This is a genomic window from Pseudomonas mercuritolerans (assembly GCF_025706525.1).
Lineage (GTDB): Bacteria > Pseudomonadota > Gammaproteobacteria > Pseudomonadales > Pseudomonadaceae > Aquipseudomonas > Aquipseudomonas mercuritolerans.
This window is the reverse complement of sequence record NZ_JAMSHA010000014.1, coordinates 1-20,346: the sequence shown is the minus strand read 5'-3', so window position 1 is coordinate 20,346 and position 20,346 is coordinate 1. Positions and strand designations below refer to the sequence as shown.

The 20,346-nt window shown below is 55.5% G+C and carries 16 protein-coding genes, 4 tRNA genes and 1 rRNA gene; all 21 read left to right on the top strand.

The features are described 5' to 3' along the window. A 5S ribosomal RNA gene (gene rrf / locus ND528_RS28735) occupies nucleotides 1-78 on the top strand; the annotation flags it as partial. A 132-nt stretch (nucleotides 79-210) separates the two neighbouring features. Next, complete coding sequence (gene birA, locus ND528_RS27920) at nucleotides 211-1,164, top strand: bifunctional biotin--[acetyl-CoA-carboxylase] ligase/biotin operon repressor BirA (RefSeq protein ID WP_263471720.1); 954 nt, start codon at nucleotides 211-213, stop codon at nucleotides 1,162-1,164. Further along, a complete protein-coding gene (locus tag ND528_RS27915; RefSeq protein ID WP_263471719.1) occupies nucleotides 1,154-1,906 on the top strand; it encodes a pantothenate kinase in 753 nt (250 codons plus the stop codon). The genes birA and ND528_RS27915 overlap by 11 nt, the downstream gene beginning before the upstream one ends. 7 nt (nucleotides 1,907-1,913) lie before the next feature. Next, nucleotides 1,914-2,345 carry an SPOR domain-containing protein gene (locus tag ND528_RS27910; RefSeq protein WP_130912289.1) on the top strand — a complete coding sequence of 144 codons (432 nt, stop codon included), beginning with the start codon at nucleotides 1,914-1,916 and terminating at the stop codon, nucleotides 2,343-2,345. 142 nt (nucleotides 2,346-2,487) lie between these two features. Continuing rightward, nucleotides 2,488-2,572 (top strand) — tRNA-Tyr (locus tag ND528_RS27905). A 25-nt stretch (nucleotides 2,573-2,597) separates the two neighbouring features. Continuing rightward, nucleotides 2,598-2,671 (top strand) — tRNA-Gly (locus ND528_RS27900). A 28-nt stretch (nucleotides 2,672-2,699) separates the two neighbouring features. Beyond that, nucleotides 2,700-2,775: transfer RNA gene (locus ND528_RS27895), tRNA-Thr, on the top strand. Between the two features lie 85 nt (nucleotides 2,776-2,860). Continuing rightward, nucleotides 2,861-4,054, top strand: a complete 1,194-nt coding sequence (tuf, locus tag ND528_RS27890) for an elongation factor Tu (RefSeq protein WP_263471718.1) — start codon at nucleotides 2,861-2,863, stop codon at nucleotides 4,052-4,054. Nucleotides 4,055-4,107: 53 nt separating this feature from the next. Then, nucleotides 4,108-4,183: transfer RNA gene (locus tag ND528_RS27885), tRNA-Trp, on the top strand. A 45-nt stretch (nucleotides 4,184-4,228) separates the two neighbouring features. Next, the gene (secE, locus tag ND528_RS27880; RefSeq protein WP_016772937.1) at nucleotides 4,229-4,597 is read left to right on the top strand and encodes a preprotein translocase subunit SecE; all 369 of its coding nucleotides are present in this window, start codon (nucleotides 4,229-4,231) and stop codon (nucleotides 4,595-4,597) included. A gap of 9 nt (nucleotides 4,598-4,606) precedes the next feature. Then, nucleotides 4,607-5,140: a transcription termination/antitermination protein NusG gene (gene nusG, locus ND528_RS27875; protein WP_007957598.1), complete on the top strand. Its 534-nt coding sequence runs from the start codon at nucleotides 4,607-4,609 to the stop codon at nucleotides 5,138-5,140. A gap of 118 nt (nucleotides 5,141-5,258) precedes the next feature. After that, nucleotides 5,259-5,690 carry a 50S ribosomal protein L11 gene (gene rplK / locus ND528_RS27870; protein ID WP_003176435.1) on the top strand — a complete coding sequence of 144 codons (432 nt, stop codon included), beginning with the start codon at nucleotides 5,259-5,261 and terminating at the stop codon, nucleotides 5,688-5,690. Further along, nucleotides 5,690-6,385, top strand: a complete 696-nt coding sequence (gene rplA / locus ND528_RS27865; protein WP_024014523.1) for a 50S ribosomal protein L1 — start codon at nucleotides 5,690-5,692, stop codon at nucleotides 6,383-6,385. Before rplK ends, rplA begins: the two co-directional genes overlap by 1 nt. Before the next feature lie 198 nt (nucleotides 6,386-6,583). Further along, nucleotides 6,584-7,084, top strand: coding sequence for a 50S ribosomal protein L10 (rplJ, locus tag ND528_RS27860; protein ID WP_008081912.1), 501 nt, complete (start codon nucleotides 6,584-6,586; stop codon nucleotides 7,082-7,084). A 73-nt stretch (nucleotides 7,085-7,157) separates the two neighbouring features. Continuing rightward, nucleotides 7,158-7,523, top strand: coding sequence for a 50S ribosomal protein L7/L12 (gene rplL / locus ND528_RS27855; RefSeq protein WP_007962228.1), 366 nt, complete (start codon nucleotides 7,158-7,160; stop codon nucleotides 7,521-7,523). A 221-nt stretch (nucleotides 7,524-7,744) separates the two neighbouring features. Next, nucleotides 7,745-11,818, top strand: a complete 4,074-nt coding sequence (gene rpoB, locus ND528_RS27850; protein WP_016772939.1) for a DNA-directed RNA polymerase subunit beta — start codon at nucleotides 7,745-7,747, stop codon at nucleotides 11,816-11,818. A 64-nt stretch (nucleotides 11,819-11,882) separates the two neighbouring features. Continuing rightward, complete coding sequence (gene rpoC, locus ND528_RS27845; protein WP_016772940.1) at nucleotides 11,883-16,082, top strand: DNA-directed RNA polymerase subunit beta'; 4,200 nt, start codon at nucleotides 11,883-11,885, stop codon at nucleotides 16,080-16,082. A gap of 216 nt (nucleotides 16,083-16,298) precedes the next feature. Then, on the top strand, nucleotides 16,299-16,670 hold the full coding sequence (gene rpsL / locus ND528_RS27840) for a 30S ribosomal protein S12 (RefSeq protein ID WP_003186084.1): 372 nt from the start codon (nucleotides 16,299-16,301) through the stop codon (nucleotides 16,668-16,670). A 107-nt stretch (nucleotides 16,671-16,777) separates the two neighbouring features. After that, entirely contained in the window at nucleotides 16,778-17,251 is a 474-nt protein-coding gene (gene rpsG, locus ND528_RS27835; RefSeq protein WP_016772941.1) for a 30S ribosomal protein S7, read from the top strand. 30 nt (nucleotides 17,252-17,281) lie between these two features. Further along, the gene (gene fusA, locus ND528_RS27830) at nucleotides 17,282-19,387 is read left to right on the top strand and encodes an elongation factor G (RefSeq protein ID WP_016772942.1); all 2,106 of its coding nucleotides are present in this window, start codon (nucleotides 17,282-17,284) and stop codon (nucleotides 19,385-19,387) included. A gap of 31 nt (nucleotides 19,388-19,418) precedes the next feature. Continuing rightward, the coding region (gene tuf / locus ND528_RS27825) for an elongation factor Tu (protein ID WP_263471717.1) at nucleotides 19,419-20,346 on the top strand (928 nt) is incomplete at its 3' end.

Below are 20,346 nucleotides of genomic sequence, written 5' to 3'. Positions count from 1 at the left end.
CCCGAACTCAGCAGTGAAACGATGCATCGCCGATGGTAGTGTGGGGTTTCCCCATGTGAGAGTAGGTCATCGTCAAGATTAAATTCCGAAACCCCAATTGCGAAAGCAGTTGGGGTTTTGTTTTGCCGGTAAGAAATGTGTCTGCTTGATTTCTATGCAACGGCTCGGGGCATGGCTATCATTCGGGCCTCATTGTGAGGCGAAACCTGCATGTTGACATTGTTGAATCTTCTGAAGGATGGGCGATTCCATTCTGGACAGGATCTGGGGGCCGCCCTGGGAATAAGCCGAAGTGCCGTTTGGAAGCAGCTGCAGCATCTGGAGGCAGAGCTTGGTTTGTCGATCCATAAAGTTCGCGGTCGGGGTTATCAGTTGTCTGCGCCCTTGGCGCTGCTTGATCCTCAGGAAATAACCAGAAAGGCGCCCCAATGGCCTGTATATGTGCTCGATTCTGTCGATTCGACTAATGCGGAAGCTTTGCGCTCCATTGGTGAGGGCGCTCTCGCGCCATTTTTGATACTGGCCGAGCGGCAGCTAGCCGGGCGCGGCAGGCGAGGCCGTAAGTGGGTGAGTCCATTTGCCGACAACCTTTATTACAGCCTCGTCCTCCGCATCGATGGCGGCATGCGTCAGCTTGAAGGGCTGAGTCTTGTCGTCGGTCTGGCCGTTATGCAGGCCTTGCGTAATTCGGGAGTCCCGGGTGCCGGGTTGAAGTGGCCCAACGATGTTTTGGTGGATAACAAAAAAATCGCTGGCATCCTGCTCGAGCTCGTCGGCGATCCGGCGGATGTGTGTCATGTTGTATTGGGTATAGGAATCAACGTGAATATGCAGGTTGCTGATGAGGTCGACCAGCAATGGACTTCTATCAGGCTCGAGTCGGGAAAATCATGCGATCGCAATGCTCTGGTAGTTGAGTTGAGTAACCAACTTAGCGCTTACATCCAGAAGCACCAGGTCGACGGCTTCGCAAGTCTGCAGGGTGAATGGGCGGAAAGTCATCTTTGGCAGGGTCGTTCCGTTTCGTTGATTGCGGGTAACAGCCATATTCAAGGGGTTGTGCTCGGTATTGATAGCCAGGGCGGGTTGCGCTTGAGTGTTGACGGTGTCGAAAAAGTCTTTAGTGGCGGTGAGCTCAGCCTGAGGTTGCGTGATGATTCTTGAGCTTGACTGCGGAAACAGTTTTATCAAATGGCGAGTGCTGGATGCCTTGGCGGGCGAGGTTGTTTCGGAAGGGGTTGTAGATTCCAACCAGGCTTTGATTGACCGTCTGCACATCATAAAGTCGCTTTCATTGCGCAACTGTCGTTTGGTAAGCGTAAGGACTAATGAGGAGACAGGCGCATTAATCGGGCTTATTGAGCGCGAGTTCAATATTCCTATCGTATGTGCGAAACCCGCCCGCGAGATGTCCGGTGTTCGAAACGGTTATGAAGACTATGAACGCTTAGGGCTTGATCGGTGGCTGGCAATGCTTGGTGGATTTCACCTGGCTGCCGGCGACGCTTGCCTGGTTCTGGACTTCGGTACGGCAGTCACTGCTGATTTTGTCGCGGCTGATGGTGAGCATCTCGGTGGGTTTATTTGTCCTGGCATGCCTTTGATGCGTAACCAGTTGCGTACTCACACCCGTAAAATTCGTTATGGCGATGAGGCGGCGGAGCGAGCGCTTTCCAGTCATGTACCGGGGCGGACCACCGTTGAGGCCGTAGAGCGTGGTTGTTCTTTGATGTTGAGAGGATTCGTCCTCACACAGTTAGAGTTGGCTCGTGCTCATTGGGGGGAAGACTTCACTGTCTTCATTACAGGAGGAGATGCTGAATTGGTTGATGGCGCCGCGCCTGAAGCCCGGATTGTGCCCGACCTGGTTTTTGTCGGCCTGGCCATGGCGTGTCCCTTGTCCTGAGGTTTATATGCGTTGGTTGTTCCTGCTCCTTGTGGTTCTCAATGTTTTTTACTATGTCTGGCATCAGCAGGAAGCGCCCTTGCGAGCCAAAGACGTGACGCCTTTGAATTTATATCGTGGTCCTCAGCAGGATATTCGTCTGCTGAGCGAAACAGGCGGTGATGGGCGCAAAGTAGAGGCTGCTCCGCGTCAGCAGTGTCTGTTCCTTGGTGGGTTTTCTGATGAGGATTCAATTGCCAGGTTGCAACAGCGCCTGGTGGCAATGAAGGTCAATGCTCAATCCGTGCCGAAAGATGCTGCAGGAAGCGGTTACTGGCTTGCAGTTGCGCCGGACGGCCAGCGTTTGTTGGGCGATCAGCAGTTGCAAAACCTTTCCAAGGAATTCAATGAGTTAAAACATAAAATAATGCTGTGCGAGGGGGTTGCACCTGCTGAATAGTTTGCATAGAATGGCGCCCGCTCCACAGCGAAGGCCTTAACCGGATTTCAAAGTAGGGCGTGTCAACGCAGCTAACCTCAGGTTTTTAAATGAGAAAATGCTTGACAGGGGTTTGGCATGATATAGAATGCCGGCCTGATTAGGAGGGGTTCCCGAGCGGCCAAAGGGATCAGACTGTAAATCTGACGTCTACGACTTCGAAGGTTCGAATCCTTCTCCCTCCACCAGATTTAAGCGTGAGCTGCAGGCTCCGCGGGTATAGTTTAGTGGTAGAACCTCAGCCTTCCAAGCTGATGATGCGGGTTCGATTCCCGCTACCCGCTCCAAGTTTGCAGGTTGTGCAAAAAGGGTTTTGCTCTTGTAGCTCAGTTGGTAGAGCACACCCTTGGTAAGGGTGAGGTCAGCGGTTCAAATCCGCTCAAGAGCTCCATATAACAAGGCAGATATGAAAATATCTGCCTTTGTTTTAATGGTTGATATTGTTTGTCTAATTTCTTCTGTAGAGGGTGATATCGATGGCTAAGGAAAAATTTGATCGTTCCCTGCCCCACGTCAACGTTGGGACCATTGGTCACGTTGACCACGGTAAAACCACTCTGACTGCTGCTCTGACTCGCGTTTGCTCCGAAGTTTTCGGTTCGGCCGTCGTTGAATTTGACAAGATCGACAGCGCACCAGAAGAAAAAGCTCGCGGTATCACCATCAACACCGCTCACGTTGAGTACAACTCGACTATTCGTCACTACGCTCACGTTGACTGCCCGGGTCACGCTGACTACGTGAAGAACATGATCACCGGTGCTGCCCAGATGGACGGCGCGATCCTGGTTTGCTCGGCCGCTGATGGTCCGATGCCGCAAACCCGTGAGCACATCCTGCTGTCCCGTCAGGTAGGCGTTCCGTACATCGTGGTTTTCCTGAACAAGGCTGACCTGGTAGATGACGCTGAGCTGCTGGAACTGGTTGAGATGGAAGTTCGTGACCTGCTGTCGACCTACGACTTCCCAGGTGACGACACTCCGATCATCATCGGTTCGGCTCGTATGGCGCTGGAAGGCAAAGACGACAACGAAATGGGCACCACTGCCGTTCGTAAACTGGTTGAAACTCTGGATACCTACATCCCAGAACCAGTTCGTATGATCGACAAGCCATTCCTGATGCCAATCGAAGACGTGTTCTCGATCTCGGGTCGCGGTACTGTTGTGACTGGTCGTATCGAGCGCGGTATCGTTCGCGTTCAGGACTCTCTGGAAATCGTTGGTCTGCGTGACACCACCGTTACTACTTGCACCGGTGTTGAAATGTTCCGGAAGCTGCTCGACGAAGGTCGTGCTGGCGAGAACTGCGGCGTTCTGCTGCGTGGTACCAAGCGTGACGACGTTGAGCGTGGCCAGGTTCTGGTCAAGCCAGGTTCGGTCAAGCCGCACACCAAGTTCACCGCAGAAGTTTACGTTCTGAGCAAGGAAGAAGGCGGTCGTCACACTCCGTTCTTCAAAGGCTACCGTCCACAGTTCTACTTCCGTACTACTGACGTGACTGGTAACTGCGAGCTGCCAGAAGGCGTTGAAATGGTAATGCCAGGTGACAACATTCAGATGACTGTTACCCTGATCAAAACCATCGCGATGGAAGACGGTCTGCGTTTCGCTATCCGTGAGGGCGGTCGTACCGTCGGCGCTGGTGTCGTAGCCAAAATCATCGAATAAGCGGTTGTAATGTATTTTTCAGGCCGGCATAATGGTCGGCCTGATTTTGTTTTAGGTCAGTAGCTCAATTGGCAGAGCGACGGTCTCCAAAACCGTAGGTTGGGGGTTCGATTCCCTCCTGACCTGCCAGATTCACTCGGTGTGTCTGGCTTTCTTTTCACAGGATCTTCATAGATGACTCCTAAAGCTGAAGCTCAAGGCTCTCGCTTCGATCTGCTCAAGTGGCTTGTAGTAGTCGCTTTGGTAGTTGTTGGCGTTGTTGGCAATCAGTATTACGCTGCTTCGCCGATCCTGTACCGTGTACTCGCTTTGCTTGCCATTGCTGCTGTAGCTGCCTTTGTAGGCCTGCAGACTGCGAAGGGCAAGTCTTTCTTTGTACTGGTTAAGGAAGCTCGCACCGAGATTCGTAAAGTCGTGTGGCCAACTCGCCAAGAAACCACGCAGACCACGCTGATTGTCGTGGCTGTTGTTCTGGTTATGGCGTTGCTGTTGTGGGGTCTCGATTCCCTGCTCGGCTGGCTTGTTTCCTTGATTGTCGGCTAAGGGTGTCCCGTGGCTAAGCGTTGGTATGTTGTGCATGCTTACTCGGGTTACGAGAAGCATGTGATGCGCTCGCTGATCGAGCGCGTAAAGCTGGCTGGCATGGAAGATGGCTTCGGCGAGATTCTGGTTCCCACTGAAGAAGTGGTTGAGATGCGTAACGGCCAGAAGCGCAAAAGCGAACGGAAGTTCTTCCCAGGCTATGTGCTGGTCCAGATGGATATGAACGAGGGTACTTGGCACTTGGTCAAGGATACTCCTCGGGTGATGGGTTTCATCGGCGGTACCGCTGACAAGCCTGCGCCGATTACCGATAAAGAGGCAGAAGCGATTCTGCGTCGCGTTGCTGATGGTAGCGACAAGCCGAAGCCGAAGACGTTGTTCGAGCCAGGCGAGACGGTGCGTGTCAATGACGGTCCATTCGCTGATTTCAATGGCGTTGTGGAAGAAGTTAACTACGAAAAGAGCCGGATCCAAGTGGCAGTGCTCATTTTCGGTCGCTCTACTCCGGTGGAGCTCGAGTTCAGTCAGGTCGAGAAGGTCTAGCTGGACAAGCAATCCCAACCCCGCAGCCTTAGGCTGTGGGGTTTTGTCGTCACTGGGATAAACGCGCAAGTAACCGGGGAGCCTTTCGAGGCGTTCGAACCCGTAATTGGAGTGCCTCATGGCCAAGAAGATTACCGCTTACATCAAGCTGCAAGTGAAGGCCGCTCAGGCTAACCCAAGTCCACCGGTTGGTCCTGCTCTGGGTCAGCACGGCGTGAACATCATGGAATTCTGCAAGGCTTTCAACGCCCGTACTCAGGGTCTTGAGCCAGGTCTGCCGACTCCAGTGATCATCACTGTCTACAGCGACCGTAGCTTCACTTTCGAAACCAAATCCACCCCTGCTTCGGTTCTGCTGAAGAAGGCGGCCGGTCTGACCAGCGGTTCCGCTCGTCCGAACACCGTTAAGGTTGGCACTGTTACCCGTGCTCAGCTGGAAGAAATCGCGAAAACCAAAAACGCGGATCTGACTGCAGCTGATATGGATGCAGCCGTGCGTACTATCGCCGGTTCTGCTCGTAGCATGGGCCTTAACGTGGAGGGTGTGTAATGGCTAAGCTGACCAAGCGTCAAAAGGCTATCGCCGGCAAAATCGAAGCAGGCAAGGCCTACAACATTGTAGACGCCGCTGCTCTGCTGGCCGAGCTGTCGACTGTCAAGTTCAGCGAGTCGTTCGACGTTGCTGTAAACCTGGGTGTAGACCCGCGTAAATCCGACCAGGTTGTTCGTAGCGCTACTGTGCTGCCGCACGGCACTGGCAAGACCGTTCGCGTTGCTGTGTTCACCCAGGGTCCAGCTGCTGAGGCCGCTCTGGCTGCCGGCGCTGACCGTGTGGGTATGGACGACCTGGCTGCTGAAATGAAAGGCGGCGACCTGAACTATGACGTAGTGATCGCATCCCCGGATGCCATGCGCGTTGTAGGTCAGCTGGGTCAGATCCTCGGTCCACGCGGCCTGATGCCTAACCCGAAAGTCGGCACCGTAACTCCAGACGTAGCCAACGCGGTCAAGAACGCCAAGGCTGGTCAGGTTCGTTATCGCACCGACAAAAACGGCATCATCCACACTTCCGTTGGCAAGATCGGCTTCGACGCCGTCAAGCTGAAGGAAAACGTTGAAGCCCTGATCGCTGATCTGAAGCGTATCAAGCCAGCTTCCTCGAAAGGCATTTACGTCAAGCGCGTTACCCTGAGCACCACCATGGGCCCAGGTCTGGTTATCGACCAGAGCTCACTCGACGCGTAAGACAAAGGTTGGCGCGGTTTGCCGCGCCAATTGAAAGATTGGGGTCCCTGCCTGGCGGGGGCTATCCAAGACCGTAGGCGGCGCAAGCCTTAAACCTCAAGCCTACGCAGATGGTGCTCCCGGTTCCTTACCGAATCAGACACCAAAACGACATTCGGTTCCGATCGAATGAAACGGTAACAAGCAGGAGTTAAACCCGTGGCAATTAATCTCGAAGACAAGAAGGCCATCGTCGCTGAAGTCAACGAGGCTGCCAAAGTCGCTCTGTCCGCTGTCGTGGTTGATGCACGTGGCGTAACAGTAGGCGCAATGACCGGACTCCGTAAAGAGGCTCGTGAAGCTGGCGTTTACGTACGTGTTGTACGTAACACCCTGCTCAAGCGCGCTGTTGCTGACACTCAATACAGTGTCCTCAACGACGTGTTCACCGGCCCGACCCTGATTGCATTCTCGAACGAACATCCGGGCGCTGCTGCCCGTATCTTCAAAGAGTTTGCCAAGGGTCAGGACAAGTTCGAGATCAAGGCAGCTGCGTTCGAGGGCAAGTTCCTCGCAGCTAATCAGATCGACGTACTGGCAACTCTGCCGACCCGTGACGAAGCAATTTCTCAGCTGATGAGCGTGATTCAAGGCGCAACCAGCAAATTGGCTCGTACTCTGGCGGCAATTCGCGACCAGAAAGAAGCTGCCGCAGCCTAAGGCTCGTCACTTCTCGCGTTTTTTGTTTATTTCGATGGTCGCGTAGGCCGTCCCCCAATTCAGGAATTGAGACATGTCTCTGACTAACGAACAAATCATCGAAGCAATCGGCCAGAAATCCGTAGTGGAAATCGTTGAGCTGATCAAAGCGATGGAAGAAACCTTCGGTGTTACCGCTGCTGCCGCTTCGGCTGGCCCAGCTGTAGCTGCTGCTGCTGTTGAAGAGCAAACCGAGTTCAACGTTGTTCTGCTGGAAGCTGGCGAGAAGAAGGTTAACGTGATCAAGGCAGTTCGTGAACTGACCGGTCTGGGCCTGAAAGAAGCCAAAGAGAAAGTAGACGGCGCTCCTCAGGTTGTAGCTGAAGGCGTTTCGAAAGAAGCGGCTGAAGACGCCAAGAAGAAGCTGGAAGAAGCAGGCGCTAAAGTCGAGCTGAAGTAAGCATCGACTTTGCTCCTCCAGCCCGAGCGTCAAGCGACAGGCTGATGGCTGGTGGCTCTTGCCACCGGCCTTTTTCCGTTATTGGCAGCCGACTGGGTCGGTGCCGATAAAGGCGCTGTAACCACCCGATGCGGTGGCGCAAACCATGGGGTTTGCACGATTTTCTGGCTGCTCCCGTCGGGAGGGGCCAAACAAGCAGGTGACCAAGCTGGGGAACGCTGATGGCTTACTCATATACTGAGAAAAAACGTATCCGCAAGGACTTTAGCAAGTTGCCGGACGTCATGGATGTGCCTTACCTCCTGGCCATCCAGCTGGATTCGTATCGTGAATTCTTGCAAGCGGGAGCGACTAAAGATCAGTTCCGCGACGTGGGCCTGCATGCGGCCTTCAAATCCGTTTTCCCGATCATCAGCTACTCCGGCAATGCTGCGCTGGAGTACGTCGGTTATCGCCTGGGCGAACCGGCATTTGATGTCAAAGAATGCGTATTGCGCGGTGTAACTTTCGCCGTACCTTTGCGGGTAAAAGTGCGCCTGATCATTTTCGACAAAGAATCGTCGAACAAAGCGATCAAGGACATCAAAGAGCAAGAAGTCTACATGGGTGAAATCCCCCTGATGACTGAGAACGGTACCTTCGTAATCAACGGTACCGAGCGTGTTATCGTTTCCCAGCTGCACCGTTCCCCGGGCGTGTTCTTCGACCACGACCGCGGCAAGACGCACAGCTCCGGCAAACTGCTGTACTCGGCTCGCATCATTCCTTACCGCGGTTCGTGGCTGGACTTCGAATTCGACCCGAAAGACTGCGTCTTCGTGCGTATCGACCGTCGTCGCAAACTGCCGGCTTCGGTACTGCTGCGCGCACTCGGTTACACCACCGAAGAAGTGCTGGACGCGTTCTACACCACCAACGTATTCCACCTGAGCGGCGAAACTCTCAGCCTGGAACTGGTGCCATCGCGCCTGCGTGGTGAAGTTGCGGTTCTGGACATCCAGGACGAGAAGGGCAAGGTCATCGTTGAGCAAGGCCGCCGTATTACCGCGCGCCACATCAACCAGATCGAGAAAGCCGGTATCAAGACGCTGGACGTGCCACTGGACTACGTCCTCGGCCGCACCACCGCCAAGGCTATCGTGCACCCGGCTACCGGCGAAATCCTGGCCGAATGCAACACCGAGCTGAACACTGAAGTCCTGGCAAAAATCGCCAAGGCCCAGGTCGTTCGCATCGAGACCCTGTATACCAACGACATCGACTGCGGTCCGTTCGTCTCCGACACGCTGAAGATCGACTCCACCAGCAACCAATTGGAAGCGCTGGTCGAGATCTATCGCATGATGCGTCCAGGCGAGCCGCCAACCAAAGACGCTGCCGAAACCCTGTTCAACAACCTGTTCTTCAGCCCCGAGCGCTATGACCTGTCTGCGGTCGGCCGGATGAAGTTCAACCGTCGTATCGGTCGTACCGAAATCGAAGGTTCGGGCGTGCTGTGCAAGGAAGACATCGTCGCGGTCCTGAAGACTCTGGTCGACATCCGTAACGGTAAAGGCATCGTCGATGACATCGACCACCTGGGTAACCGTCGTGTTCGCTGCGTAGGCGAAATGGCCGAGAACCAGTTCCGCGTTGGCCTGGTACGTGTTGAGCGTGCGGTCAAAGAGCGTCTGTCGATGGCTGAAAGCGAAGGCCTGATGCCGCAAGACCTGATCAACGCCAAGCCAGTGGCTGCGGCGGTGAAAGAGTTCTTCGGTTCCAGCCAGCTGTCGCAGTTCATGGACCAGAACAACCCGCTGTCCGAGATCACCCACAAGCGTCGTGTCTCTGCACTCGGCCCTGGCGGTCTGACTCGTGAGCGCGCAGGCTTTGAAGTCCGTGACGTACACCCGACTCACTACGGTCGTGTCTGCCCGATTGAAACGCCGGAAGGTCCGAACATCGGTCTGATCAACTCCCTGGCTGCGTACGCTCGCACCAACCAGTACGGCTTCCTGGAAAGCCCGTACCGCGTGGTGAAAGAGGGTGTGGTCACCGACGAGATCGTGTTCCTGTCCGCTATTGAAGAAGCCGATCACGTGATCGCGCAGGCTTCGGCGACCATGAACGAGCAGAAAGTCCTGATCGACGAACTGGTTGCCGTACGTCACCTGAACGAATTCACCGTCAAGGCGCCGGAAGACGTCACCCTGATGGACGTTTCGCCGAAGCAGGTTGTCTCGGTTGCAGCGTCGCTGATTCCGTTCCTCGAGCACGACGACGCCAACCGTGCGTTGATGGGTTCGAACATGCAGCGTCAGGCTGTACCGACTCTGCGCGCTGACAAGCCGCTGGTAGGTACCGGCATGGAGCGTAACGTAGCCCGTGACTCCGGCGTTTGCGTCGTGGCTCGTCGTGGTGGCGTGATCGATTCCGTCGATGCCAGCCGTATCGTGGTTCGTGTTGCCGATGACGAAGTTGAAACCGGTGAAGCCGGTGTCGACATCTACAACCTGACCAAATACACCCGCTCGAACCAGAACACCTGCATCAACCAGCGTCCGCTGGTGCGTAAAGGTGATCGTGTTCAGCGTAGCGACATCATGGCCGACGGCCCGTCCACCGATATGGGTGAACTGGCACTGGGTCAGAACATGCGCATCGCGTTCATGGCATGGAACGGCTTCAACTTCGAAGACTCCATCTGCCTGTCCGAGCGTGTGGTTCAGGAAGACCGTTTCACCACGATCCACATTCAGGAACTGACCTGTGTGGCCCGTGACACCAAGCTTGGCCCAGAGGAAATCACTGCGGACATCCCGAACGTGGGTGAAGCTGCACTGAACAAGCTGGACGAAGCCGGTATCGTTTACGTAGGTGCTGAAGTAGGCGCAGGCGACATCCTGGTGGGTAAGGTCACTCCGAAAGGCGAGACCCAACTGACTCCGGAAGAAAAACTGCTGCGTGCGATCTTCGGTGAGAAAGCCAGCGACGTTAAAGACACTTCCCTGCGCGTGCCAACCGGCACCAAAGGTACTGTCATCGACGTACAGGTCTTCACCCGTGACGGCGTTGAGCGTGATGCTCGTGCACTGTCGATCGAGAAGTCCCAGCTGGACGAGATCCGCAAGGATCTGAACGAAGAGTTCCGCATCGTTGAAGGCGCGACTTTCGAGCGTCTGCGTTCCGCACTGGTAGGCCACAAGGCCGAAGGCGGCGCCGGCCTGAAGAAAGGTCAGGACATCACCGACGAAGTACTCGACGGTCTTGAGCACGGCCAGTGGTTCAAACTGCGCATGGCTGAAGATGCTCTGAACGAGCAGCTCGAGAAGGCTCAGGCCTACATCGTTGATCGTCGCCGTCTGCTGGACGACAAGTTCGAAGACAAGAAGCGCAAACTGCAGCAGGGCGATGACCTGGCTCCAGGCGTGCTGAAGATCGTCAAGGTTTACCTGGCAATCCGTCGCCGCATCCAGCCGGGCGACAAGATGGCCGGTCGTCACGGTAACAAGGGTGTGGTCTCCGTGATCATGCCGGTTGAAGACATGCCGCACGATGCCAATGGCACCCCGGTCGACGTGGTCCTCAACCCGCTGGGCGTACCTTCGCGTATGAACGTTGGTCAGATCCTCGAAACCCACCTGGGCCTCGCGGCCAAAGGTCTGGGCGAGAAGATCAACAGGATGGTCGAAGAGCAGCGTAAAGTCGCTGAACTGCGCACCTTCCTGGACGAGATCTACAACCAGATCGGCGGTCGTAACGAAGATCTGGACAGCTTCTCCGATCAGGAAATCCTCGATCTGGCGAACAACCTGCGTGGCGGCGTTCCAATGGCCACTCCAGTGTTCGACGGCGCCAAGGAAAGCGAAATCAAGGCCATGCTGAAACTGGCAGACCTGCCGGAAAGCGGCCAGATGCAGCTGACCGACGGCCGTACCGGCAACAAGTTCGAGCGTCCAGTTACCGTTGGCTACATGTACATGCTGAAGCTGAACCACTTGGTAGACGACAAGATGCACGCGCGTTCTACCGGTTCTTACAGCCTGGTTACCCAGCAGCCGCTGGGTGGTAAGGCGCAGTTCGGTGGTCAGCGTTTCGGGGAGATGGAGGTCTGGGCACTGGAAGCATACGGTGCTGCTTACACTCTGCAAGAAATGCTCACAGTGAAGTCGGACGATGTGAACGGCCGTACCAAGATGTACAAAAACATCGTGGATGGCGATCACCGTATGGAGCCGGGCATGCCCGAGTCCTTCAACGTGTTGATCAAGGAAATTCGTTCCCTCGGCATCGATATCGATCTGGAAACCGAATAACACGTGACGCGAATCGAGAGCGGGGCAGGATTGCCCGCTCTCTGCTCCGCCAGGAGGAAAGGCCTTGAAAGACCTACTGAATTTGCTGAAAAACCAGGGTCAAGTCGAAGAGTTCGACGCCATCCGTATCGGATTGGCCTCGCCGGAGATGATCCGTTCGTGGTCGTTCGGTGAAGTTAAAAAGCCGGAAACCATCAACTACCGTACGTTCAAACCTGAGCGTGACGGCCTGTTCTGCGCCAAGATCTTTGGCCCGGTAAAGGATTACGAGTGCCTGTGCGGTAAGTACAAGCGCTTGAAGCACCGTGGTGTGATCTGCGAGAAGTGCGGCGTTGAAGTCGCACTGGCCAAGGTTCGTCGTGAGCGCATGGCGCACATCGAACTGGCTTCGCCGGTTGCCCACATCTGGTTCCTGAAATCGCTGCCGTCGCGTATCGGCCTGCTGATGGACATGACCCTGCGTGATATCGAACGCGTTCTCTACTTCGAGAGCTATGTCGTTATCGATCCAGGCATGACCACCCTTGAAAAAGGTCAGCTGCTGAACGACGAGCAGTACTTCGAAGCGCTGGAAGAGTTCGGTGACGATTTCGACGCCCGCATGGGTGCCGAAGCTGTCCGTGAATTGCTGCACGCTATCGACCTGGAACACGAGATTGGCCGTCTGCGCGAAGAAATTCCGCAAACCAACTCGGAAACCAAGATCAAGAAACTGTCCAAGCGTCTGAAGTTGATGGAAGCCTTCCAGGGTTCCGGCAACCTGCCAGAGTGGATGGTGCTGACCGTTCTGCCGGTTCTGCCGCCAGATCTGCGTCCACTGGTCCCGCTGGATGGCGGTCGTTTCGCGACCTCCGACCTCAACGATCTGTATCGTCGAGTGATCAACCGTAACAACCGTTTGAAGCGCCTGCTGGATCTGTCCGCGCCGGACATCATCGTGCGCAACGAAAAGCGTATGTTGCAGGAAGCGGTCGATGCACTGCTCGACAACGGTCGTCGTGGCCGCGCAATCACTGGTTCCAACAAGCGTCCTCTGAAATCCCTGGCTGACATGATCAAGGGTAAGCAAGGTCGTTTCCGTCAGAACTTGCTCGGTAAGCGTGTTGACTACTCCGGTCGTTCGGTAATTACCGTAGGCCCGACCCTGCGTCTGCACCAGTGCGGTCTGCCGAAGAAGATGGCTCTCGAGCTGTTCAAACCGTTCATTTTCGGCAAGCTCGAAATGCGTGGTCTGGCGACCACCATCAAAGCGGCCAAGAAAATGGTCGAGCGCGAGTTGCCAGAGGTTTGGGACGTTCTCGCTGAAGTGATTCGCGAACACCCGGTTCTTCTCAACCGTGCACCGACCCTTCACCGTCTGGGTATCCAGGCGTTTGAACCGGTACTGATCGAAGGTAAGGCTATCCAGCTGCACCCGCTGGTCTGCGCCGCGTACAACGCCGACTTCGACGGCGACCAAATGGCCGTGCACGTACCGCTGACGCTGGAAGCCCAGCTCGAAGCGCGTGCGTTGATGATGTCGACCAACAACATTCTGTCGCCAGCCAACGGTGAGCCAATCATCGTTCCGTCGCAGGACGTTGTATTGGGTCTGTACTACATGACTCGTGAAGCGATCAACGCCAAGGGCGAAGGTCGTGTGTTCGCGGATCTGCAGGAAGTCGACCGTGTGTTCCGTGCCGGCGAAGCCGCACTGCACGCCAAGGTCAAGGTTCGTATCAACGAAACCGTCAACGACCGTGACGGCAACAGCGTGAGCGGTACCCGTATCGTCGACACCACTGTCGGCCGTGCGCTGCTGTTCCAGGTTGTGCCAAAAGGTCTGTCGTTCGACGTCGTCAACCTGCCGATGAAGAAAAAGGCGATCTCCAAGCTGATCAACCAGTGCTACCGCGTGGTTGGTCTGAAAGAGACCGTGATCTTCGCTGACCAGTTGATGTACACCGGTTTCGCTTACTCGACCATCTCCGGCGTTTCCATCGGTGTTAACGACTTCGTTATCCCGGATGAAAAAGCCCGCATCATCGGTGCAGCCACCGACGAAGTGAAAGAGATCGAGAGCCAGTACGCCTCCGGCCTGGTAACCCAGGGCGAGAAGTACAACAAAGTGATCGACCTCTGGTCGAAAGCGAACGACGAAGTTTCCAAGGCGATGATGGCCAACCTCTCGAAAGAGAAAGTCATCGACCGTCACGGCGACGAAGTCGACCAAGAGTCTTTCAACTCGATGTACATGATGGCTGACTCGGGTGCGCGGGGTTCCGCAGCACAGATTCGTCAGCTGGCCGGTATGCGTGGTCTGATGGCCAAGCCGGACGGTTCCATCATTGAAACGCCGATTACTGCGAACTTCCGTGAAGGTCTGAGCGTACTTCAGTACTTCATCTCGACTCACGGTGCTCGTAAAGGTCTGGCGGATACCGCGTTGAAAACCGCTAACTCCGGTTACCTGACTCGTCGTCTGGTAGACGTGGCGCAGGATCTGGTAGTAACCGAGATCGATTGCGGCACCGAACACGGTCTGCTGATGACTCCGCACATTGAAGGCGGTGACGTTGTAGAACCGTTGGGTGAGCGCGTACTGGGTCGTGTGATTGCCCGTGACGTATTCAAACCGGGTACCGAGGACGTTATCGTTCCTGCCGGCACTCTGGTTGACGAGAAGTGGGTCGAGTTCATCGAGCTGAACAGCATCGACGAAGTGATCGTGCGTTCGCCGATCAGCTGCGAAACCCGCTACGGCATCTGCGCCAAGTGCTACGGCCGTGATCTGGCTCGTGGTCACCAGGTGAACATCGGTGAAGCGGTCGGCGTTATCGCTGCCCAGTCCATCGGTGAGCCGGGTACCCAGCTGACCATGCGTACGTTCCACATCGGTGGTGCGGCAAGCCGTACTTCCGCAGCCGACAGCGTTCAGGTGAAGAATGGCGGTACCGTCCGTCTGCACAACCTGAAGCACGTTGAGCGAGTGGATGGCCATCTGGTTGCTGTGTCCCGTTCCGGTGAGCTGGCAATCGCGGATGACTTCGGTCGTGAGCGCGAGCGTTACAAGCTGCCGTACGGTGCTGTGATTTCGGTTAAAGAAGGTGACAAGGTCGACGCTGGCGCAATCGTGGCCAAGTGGGATCCGCACACTCACCCGATCGTTACCGAAATGAAAGGTACCGTGACCTACGTGGGCATGGAAGAAGGCATCACGATCAAGCGTCAGACTGACGAATTGACCGGTATGACCAACATTGAAGTACTTGACGCGAAAGATCGTCCAGCTGCCGGTAAGGAAATCCGTCCAGCAGTGAAGATGGTCGACGACAACGGCAAGGATCTGCTGCTGCCAGGCACTGACGTTATCGCTCAGTACTTCCTGCCAGCCAACGCCCTGGTCGGTGTGGCTGACGGTGCGAAGATTGCGATCGGTGATGTTATCGCTCGTATCCCGCAGGAAACTTCGAAGACCCGTGACATCACCGGTGGTCTGCCGCGTGTTGCCGACCTGTTCGAAGCCCGTCGTCCGAAAGAAGCGTCGATTCTGGCTGAAGTCAGCGGCACCATCGCGTTCGGTAAAGAGACCAAAGGCAAGCGCCGTCTGGTCATTACCCCGAACGACGGTAGCGATCCGTACGAAGAGCTGATTCCGAAGTGGCGTCACCTGAACGTCTTCGAAGGCGAACAGGTAAACCGCGGCGAAGTTATCTCCGACGGTCCAAGCGATCCGCACGACATCCTGCGTCTGTTGGGTGTAAGCGCGCTGGCCAAGTACATCGTCAACGAGATCCAGGACGTTTATCGTCTGCAAGGCGTGAAGATCAACGACAAGCACATCGAGACCATCCTGCGTCAGATGCTGCGTAAAGTTGAAATCTCCGAGTCCGGCGATTCCAGCTTCATCAAGGGTGACCAGATGGAACTGACTCACGTTCTGGTAGAGAACGAGCGTCTGAGCGCGGAAGACAAGTTTGTCTCCAAGTTCACTCGCGTTCTGCTGGGTATCACCAAGGCGTCGTTGTCCACCGAATCGTTCATCTCGGCGGCTTCCTTCCAGGAAACCACCCGCGTACTGACCGAAGCGGCAGTCACCGGCAAGCGCGATTACCTGCGCGGCCTGAAAGAAAACGTAGTCGTGGGTCGTCTGATCCCGGCTGGTACCGGTCTTGCCTATCACAGCGAGCGCAAGCGTCGCCGTGATGCCGACAAGCCGTTGCGCGTAAGCGCCAGTGAAGTGGAAGCTGCACTGACCGAAGCGCTGAACTCGAGCGGTAACTGAGTTCTGCGATAAACGAGCGTGAGGCCCTGGTCGCTCCGTTCGTCGAATCGAGACATCAAGTCAAGGTTCGATGGGCGGGGAGGTCGGGGCCTTGCCTTGACTGGAATCAAGATCCTCTTTAGACTCTTGATCCCCTAAATTTGGCGGGAATTCGTTCCTGCCATTTTGCTTTTCTTGCAAGACAATAGCGTCGCAAGACAACAGTGGAGCTAGTAGATGGCAACTATCAACCAGCTGGTACGTCAGCCGCGTAAGCGTATCGTCGAGAAATCCGACGTACCTGCGCTGCAGAACTGCCCGCAACGTCGTGGCGTGTGCACCCGTGTGTACACCACCACGCCGAAAAAACCTAACTCGGCACTGCGTAAAGTATGCCGTGTGCGTCTGACCAACGGTTTCGAGGTTTCCTCGTACATCGGCGGTGAAGGCCACAACCTGCAAGAGCACAGCGTGGTACTGATCCGCGGCGGTCGTGTAAAAGACTTGCCAGGTGTTCGTTACCACACCGTTCGCGGCTCCTTGGATACTTCCGGCGTTAAAGGCCGTAACCAGGGTCGTTCGAAGTACGGTACCAAGCGTCCGAAGTAATCGGCCGTTTTGCAGATTTTTATTTTATTGAGTCGATAAGAGTAAGGTCGGGCACGCATCCTCTGGATCTGTCCCGAGCTAACCTGAAGACCGCTTGAGGGCTTATCATGCCAAGACGTCGCGTAGCAGCAAAGCGTGAGATTCTGGACGATCCGAAATACGGAAGCCAGATCCTCGCCAAATTCATGAACCACGTTATGGAAAGCGGCAAGAAAGCCGTTGCCGAGCGTATCGTTTATGGTGCCCTGGAAACCGTTGCGGCCCGTAAGGCTGGCACCGATCCCCTGGAACTCTTCGAAAAAGCACTCGACGCCATCGCTCCGCTGGTCGAAGTGAAGTCGCGCCGCGTTGGTGGTGCTACTTACCAGGTTCCGGTCGAGGTTCGTCCTTCCCGTCGTAACGCTCTGGCAATGCGCTGGTTGGTAGACTTCGCCCGTAAGCGCGGCGAGAAGTCTATGGCTCTGCGTTTGGCTGGCGAACTGCTGGATGCTGCTGAAGGTAAAGGTGCTGCTGTTAAGAAGCGTGAAGACGTGCACCGTATGGCCGAAGCTAACAAAGCTTTCTCGCACTACCGCTTCTAATTTTAGCTTCACTAATTTTGCGAGGGCTTTATGGCTCGTACTACTCCGATTAGCCGCTACCGTAACATCGGTATCGTCGCTCACGTGGATGCTGGTAAAACCACCACCACCGAGCGCGTACTGTTTTACACCGGCAAAAGTCACAAAATGGGCGAGGTGCATGATGGCGCCGCGACCACAGACTGGATGGTTCAGGAGCAGGAGCGTGGTATTACCATTACTTCTGCTGCCATTACCGCCTTCTGGAAAGGTTCCGAGAAGCAGTACTCTCACGAGCACCGTTTCAACGTAATCGATACCCCGGGCCACGTTGACTTCACCATTGAAGTTGAGCGTTCCCTGCGCGTACTCGACGGCGCTGTCGTTGTGTTCTGCGGTACTTCGGGTGTTGAGCCGCAGTCGGAAACCGTATGGCGTCAAGCCAACAAATACGGCGTTCCACGTCTTGTTTACGTAAACAAGATGGACCGTGCCGGCGCCAACTTCCTGCGCGTGATCGGTCAGATCAAGCAGCGTCTGGGTCACACTCCGGTGCCGATCCAGTTGGCCATCGGTTCCGAAGACAACTTCCAGGGTCAGATCGATCTGATCAACATGCAAGCTGTCTACTGGAATGACTCCGACAAAGGTATGGTCCCTGTTCGCAAGGACATTCCTGCCGAGCTGCAAGAGCTGGCTGAAGAGTGGCGCAACAACATGGTTGAAGCTGCTGCCGAAGCCAACGAAGAGCTGATGAACAAGTACCTGGAAGGCGAAGAGCTGTCGATCGAAGAGATCAAGGCTGCTTTGCGTCAGCGTACTATCGCCGGCGAAATCGTTCTGGCCGTTTGCGGTTCTTCGTTCAAGAACAAGGGCGTTCCCCTGGTTCTCGACGCCGTTATCGACTACCTGCCTGCTCCGACCGACATTCCTGCTATCAAGGGTTCCAACCCTGATAACGAGGAAGAAGAGATGGAGCGTCATGCAGACGACAACGAGCCTTTCGCGGCTCTGGCGTTCAAGATCGCTACCGACCCATTCGTGGGTACTCTGACCTTCGTCCGCGTTTACTCGGGCGTGTTGAACTCCGGCGACGGCGTGATCAACTCGGTCAAAGGCAAGAAAGAGCGCGTGGGTCGTATGGTGCAAATGCACGCAAACGCCCGTGAAGAGATCAAGGAAGTGCGCGCTGGCGACATCGCGGCCCTGATCGGCATGAAGGACGTCACCACTGGTGAAACCCTCTGCAACGCTGACAAGCCAATTATCCTGGTTCGCATGGACTTCCCGGAGCCGGTTATTTCGGTTGCCGTAGAGCCTAAGACCAAGGATGACCAGGAAAAAATGGGTATCGCTCTGGGCAAACTCGCTCAGGAAGACCCGTCTTTCCGCGTTAAAACTGATGAAGAGACTGGTCAGACGATCATCTCCGGCATGGGCGAGCTGCACCTGGACATCCTGGTTGACCGGATGCGCCGTGAGTTCAACGTCGAAGCCAACATCGGCAAGCCTCAGGTTTCGTATCGTGAGCGCATCACGAAGAACTGTGAAATCGAAGGCAAGTTCGTTCGTCAGTCCGGTGGTCGCGGCCAGTTCGGTCACTGCTGGATCCGTTTTGCTCCTGCTGACGAAGGTCAGGAAGGTCTGCAGTTCGTGAACGAAGTTGTAGGTGGTGTGGTTCCTAAGGAATACATCCCGGCTATCCAGAAGGGTATCGAAGAGCAGATGAAGAACGGCGTTGTTGCCGGCTATCCGCTGATCGGCCTGAAGGCTACCGTGTTCGATGGTTCTTACCACGACGTCGACTCCAACGAGATGGCGTTTAAGGTGGCTGCTTCCATGGCGACCAAGCAACTGGCCCAGAAGGGCGGTGGTGAGTTGCTCGAGCCGATCATGGCGGTAGAGGTTGTTACGCCTGAAGACTATATGGGTGATGTGATGGGCGACCTTAACCGTCGTCGCGGCATGATCCAGGGTATGGAAGACACAGTGTCCGGCAAGGTTATCCGTGCCGAGGTTCCACTGGGTGAGATGTTCGGTTATGCGACCGACGTTCGTTCCATGTCCCAGGGTCGCGCAAGCTACTCTATGGAATTCAAAAAATACGATACGGCTCCGTCGCACATCGTCGAATCCGTAACCAAAAAACAAGGCTGATTCAGCCCCTTTAGGCTAGGAGTTAATTGTCGTGGCTAAAGAAAAATTTGATCGTTCCCTACCGCACGTCAACGTTGGCACCATTGGTCACGTTGACCACGGTAAAACCACTCTGACTGCTGCTCTGACTCGCGTCTGCTCCGAAGTTTTCGGTTCGGCCGTCGTTGAATTCGACAAGATCGACAGCGCACCAGAAGAAAAAGCTCGCGGTATCACCATCAACACCGCTCACGTTGAGTACAACTCGACTATTCGTCACTACGCTCACGTTGACTGCCCAGGTCACGCTGACTACGTGAAGAACATGATCACCGGTGCTGCCCAGATGGACGGTGCGATCCTGGTTTGCTCGGCCGCTGATGGTCCGATGCCGCAAACCCGTGAGCACATCCTGCTGTCCCGTCAGGTAGGCGTTCCGTACATCGTGGTTTTCCTGAACAAGGCTGACCTGGTAGACGACGCTGAGCTGCTGGAACTGGTTGAGATGGAAGTTCGTGACCTGCTGTCGACCTACGACTTCCCAGGTGACGACACTCCGATCATCATCGGTTCGGCTCGTATGGCGCTGGAAGGCAAAGACGACAACGAAATGGGCACCACTGCCGTTCGTAAACTGGTTGAAACTCTGGATACCTACATCCCAGAGCCAGTTCGTATGATCGACAAGCCATTCCTGATGCCAATCGAAGACGTGTTCTCGATCTCGGGTCGCGGTACTGTTGTGACTGGTCGTATCGAGCGCGGTATCGTTCGCGTTCAGGACTCTCTGGAAATCGTTGGTCTGCGTGACACCACCACCACTACCTGCACCGGTGTTGAGATGTTCCGCAAACTGCTCGACGAAGGTCGTGCTGGCGAGAACTGCGGCGTTCTGCTGCGTGGTACCAAGCGTGACGACGTTGAGCGTGGCCAGGTTCTGGTCAAGCCAGGTTCGGTCAAGCCGCACACCAAGTTCACCG

Coding starts and splice junctions, on each gene's coding strand:
- birA (WP_263471720.1), top strand. CDS start 211: ATGTTGACATTGTTGAATCTTCTGAAGGATGGGCGATTCCATTCTGGA.
- ND528_RS27915 (WP_263471719.1), top strand. CDS start 1,154: ATGATTCTTGAGCTTGACTGCGGAAACAGTTTTATCAAATGGCGAGTG.
- ND528_RS27910 (WP_130912289.1), top strand. CDS start 1,914: ATGCGTTGGTTGTTCCTGCTCCTTGTGGTTCTCAATGTTTTTTACTAT.
- tuf (WP_263471718.1), top strand. CDS start 2,861: ATGGCTAAGGAAAAATTTGATCGTTCCCTGCCCCACGTCAACGTTGGG.
- secE (WP_016772937.1), top strand. CDS start 4,229: ATGACTCCTAAAGCTGAAGCTCAAGGCTCTCGCTTCGATCTGCTCAAG.
- rplK (WP_003176435.1), top strand. CDS start 5,259: ATGGCCAAGAAGATTACCGCTTACATCAAGCTGCAAGTGAAGGCCGCT.
- rplA (WP_024014523.1), top strand. CDS start 5,690: ATGGCTAAGCTGACCAAGCGTCAAAAGGCTATCGCCGGCAAAATCGAA.
- rplL (WP_007962228.1), top strand. CDS start 7,158: ATGTCTCTGACTAACGAACAAATCATCGAAGCAATCGGCCAGAAATCC.
- rpoB (WP_016772939.1), top strand. CDS start 7,745: ATGGCTTACTCATATACTGAGAAAAAACGTATCCGCAAGGACTTTAGC.
- rpsL (WP_003186084.1), top strand. CDS start 16,299: ATGGCAACTATCAACCAGCTGGTACGTCAGCCGCGTAAGCGTATCGTC.
- rpsG (WP_016772941.1), top strand. CDS start 16,778: ATGCCAAGACGTCGCGTAGCAGCAAAGCGTGAGATTCTGGACGATCCG.
- fusA (WP_016772942.1), top strand. CDS start 17,282: ATGGCTCGTACTACTCCGATTAGCCGCTACCGTAACATCGGTATCGTC.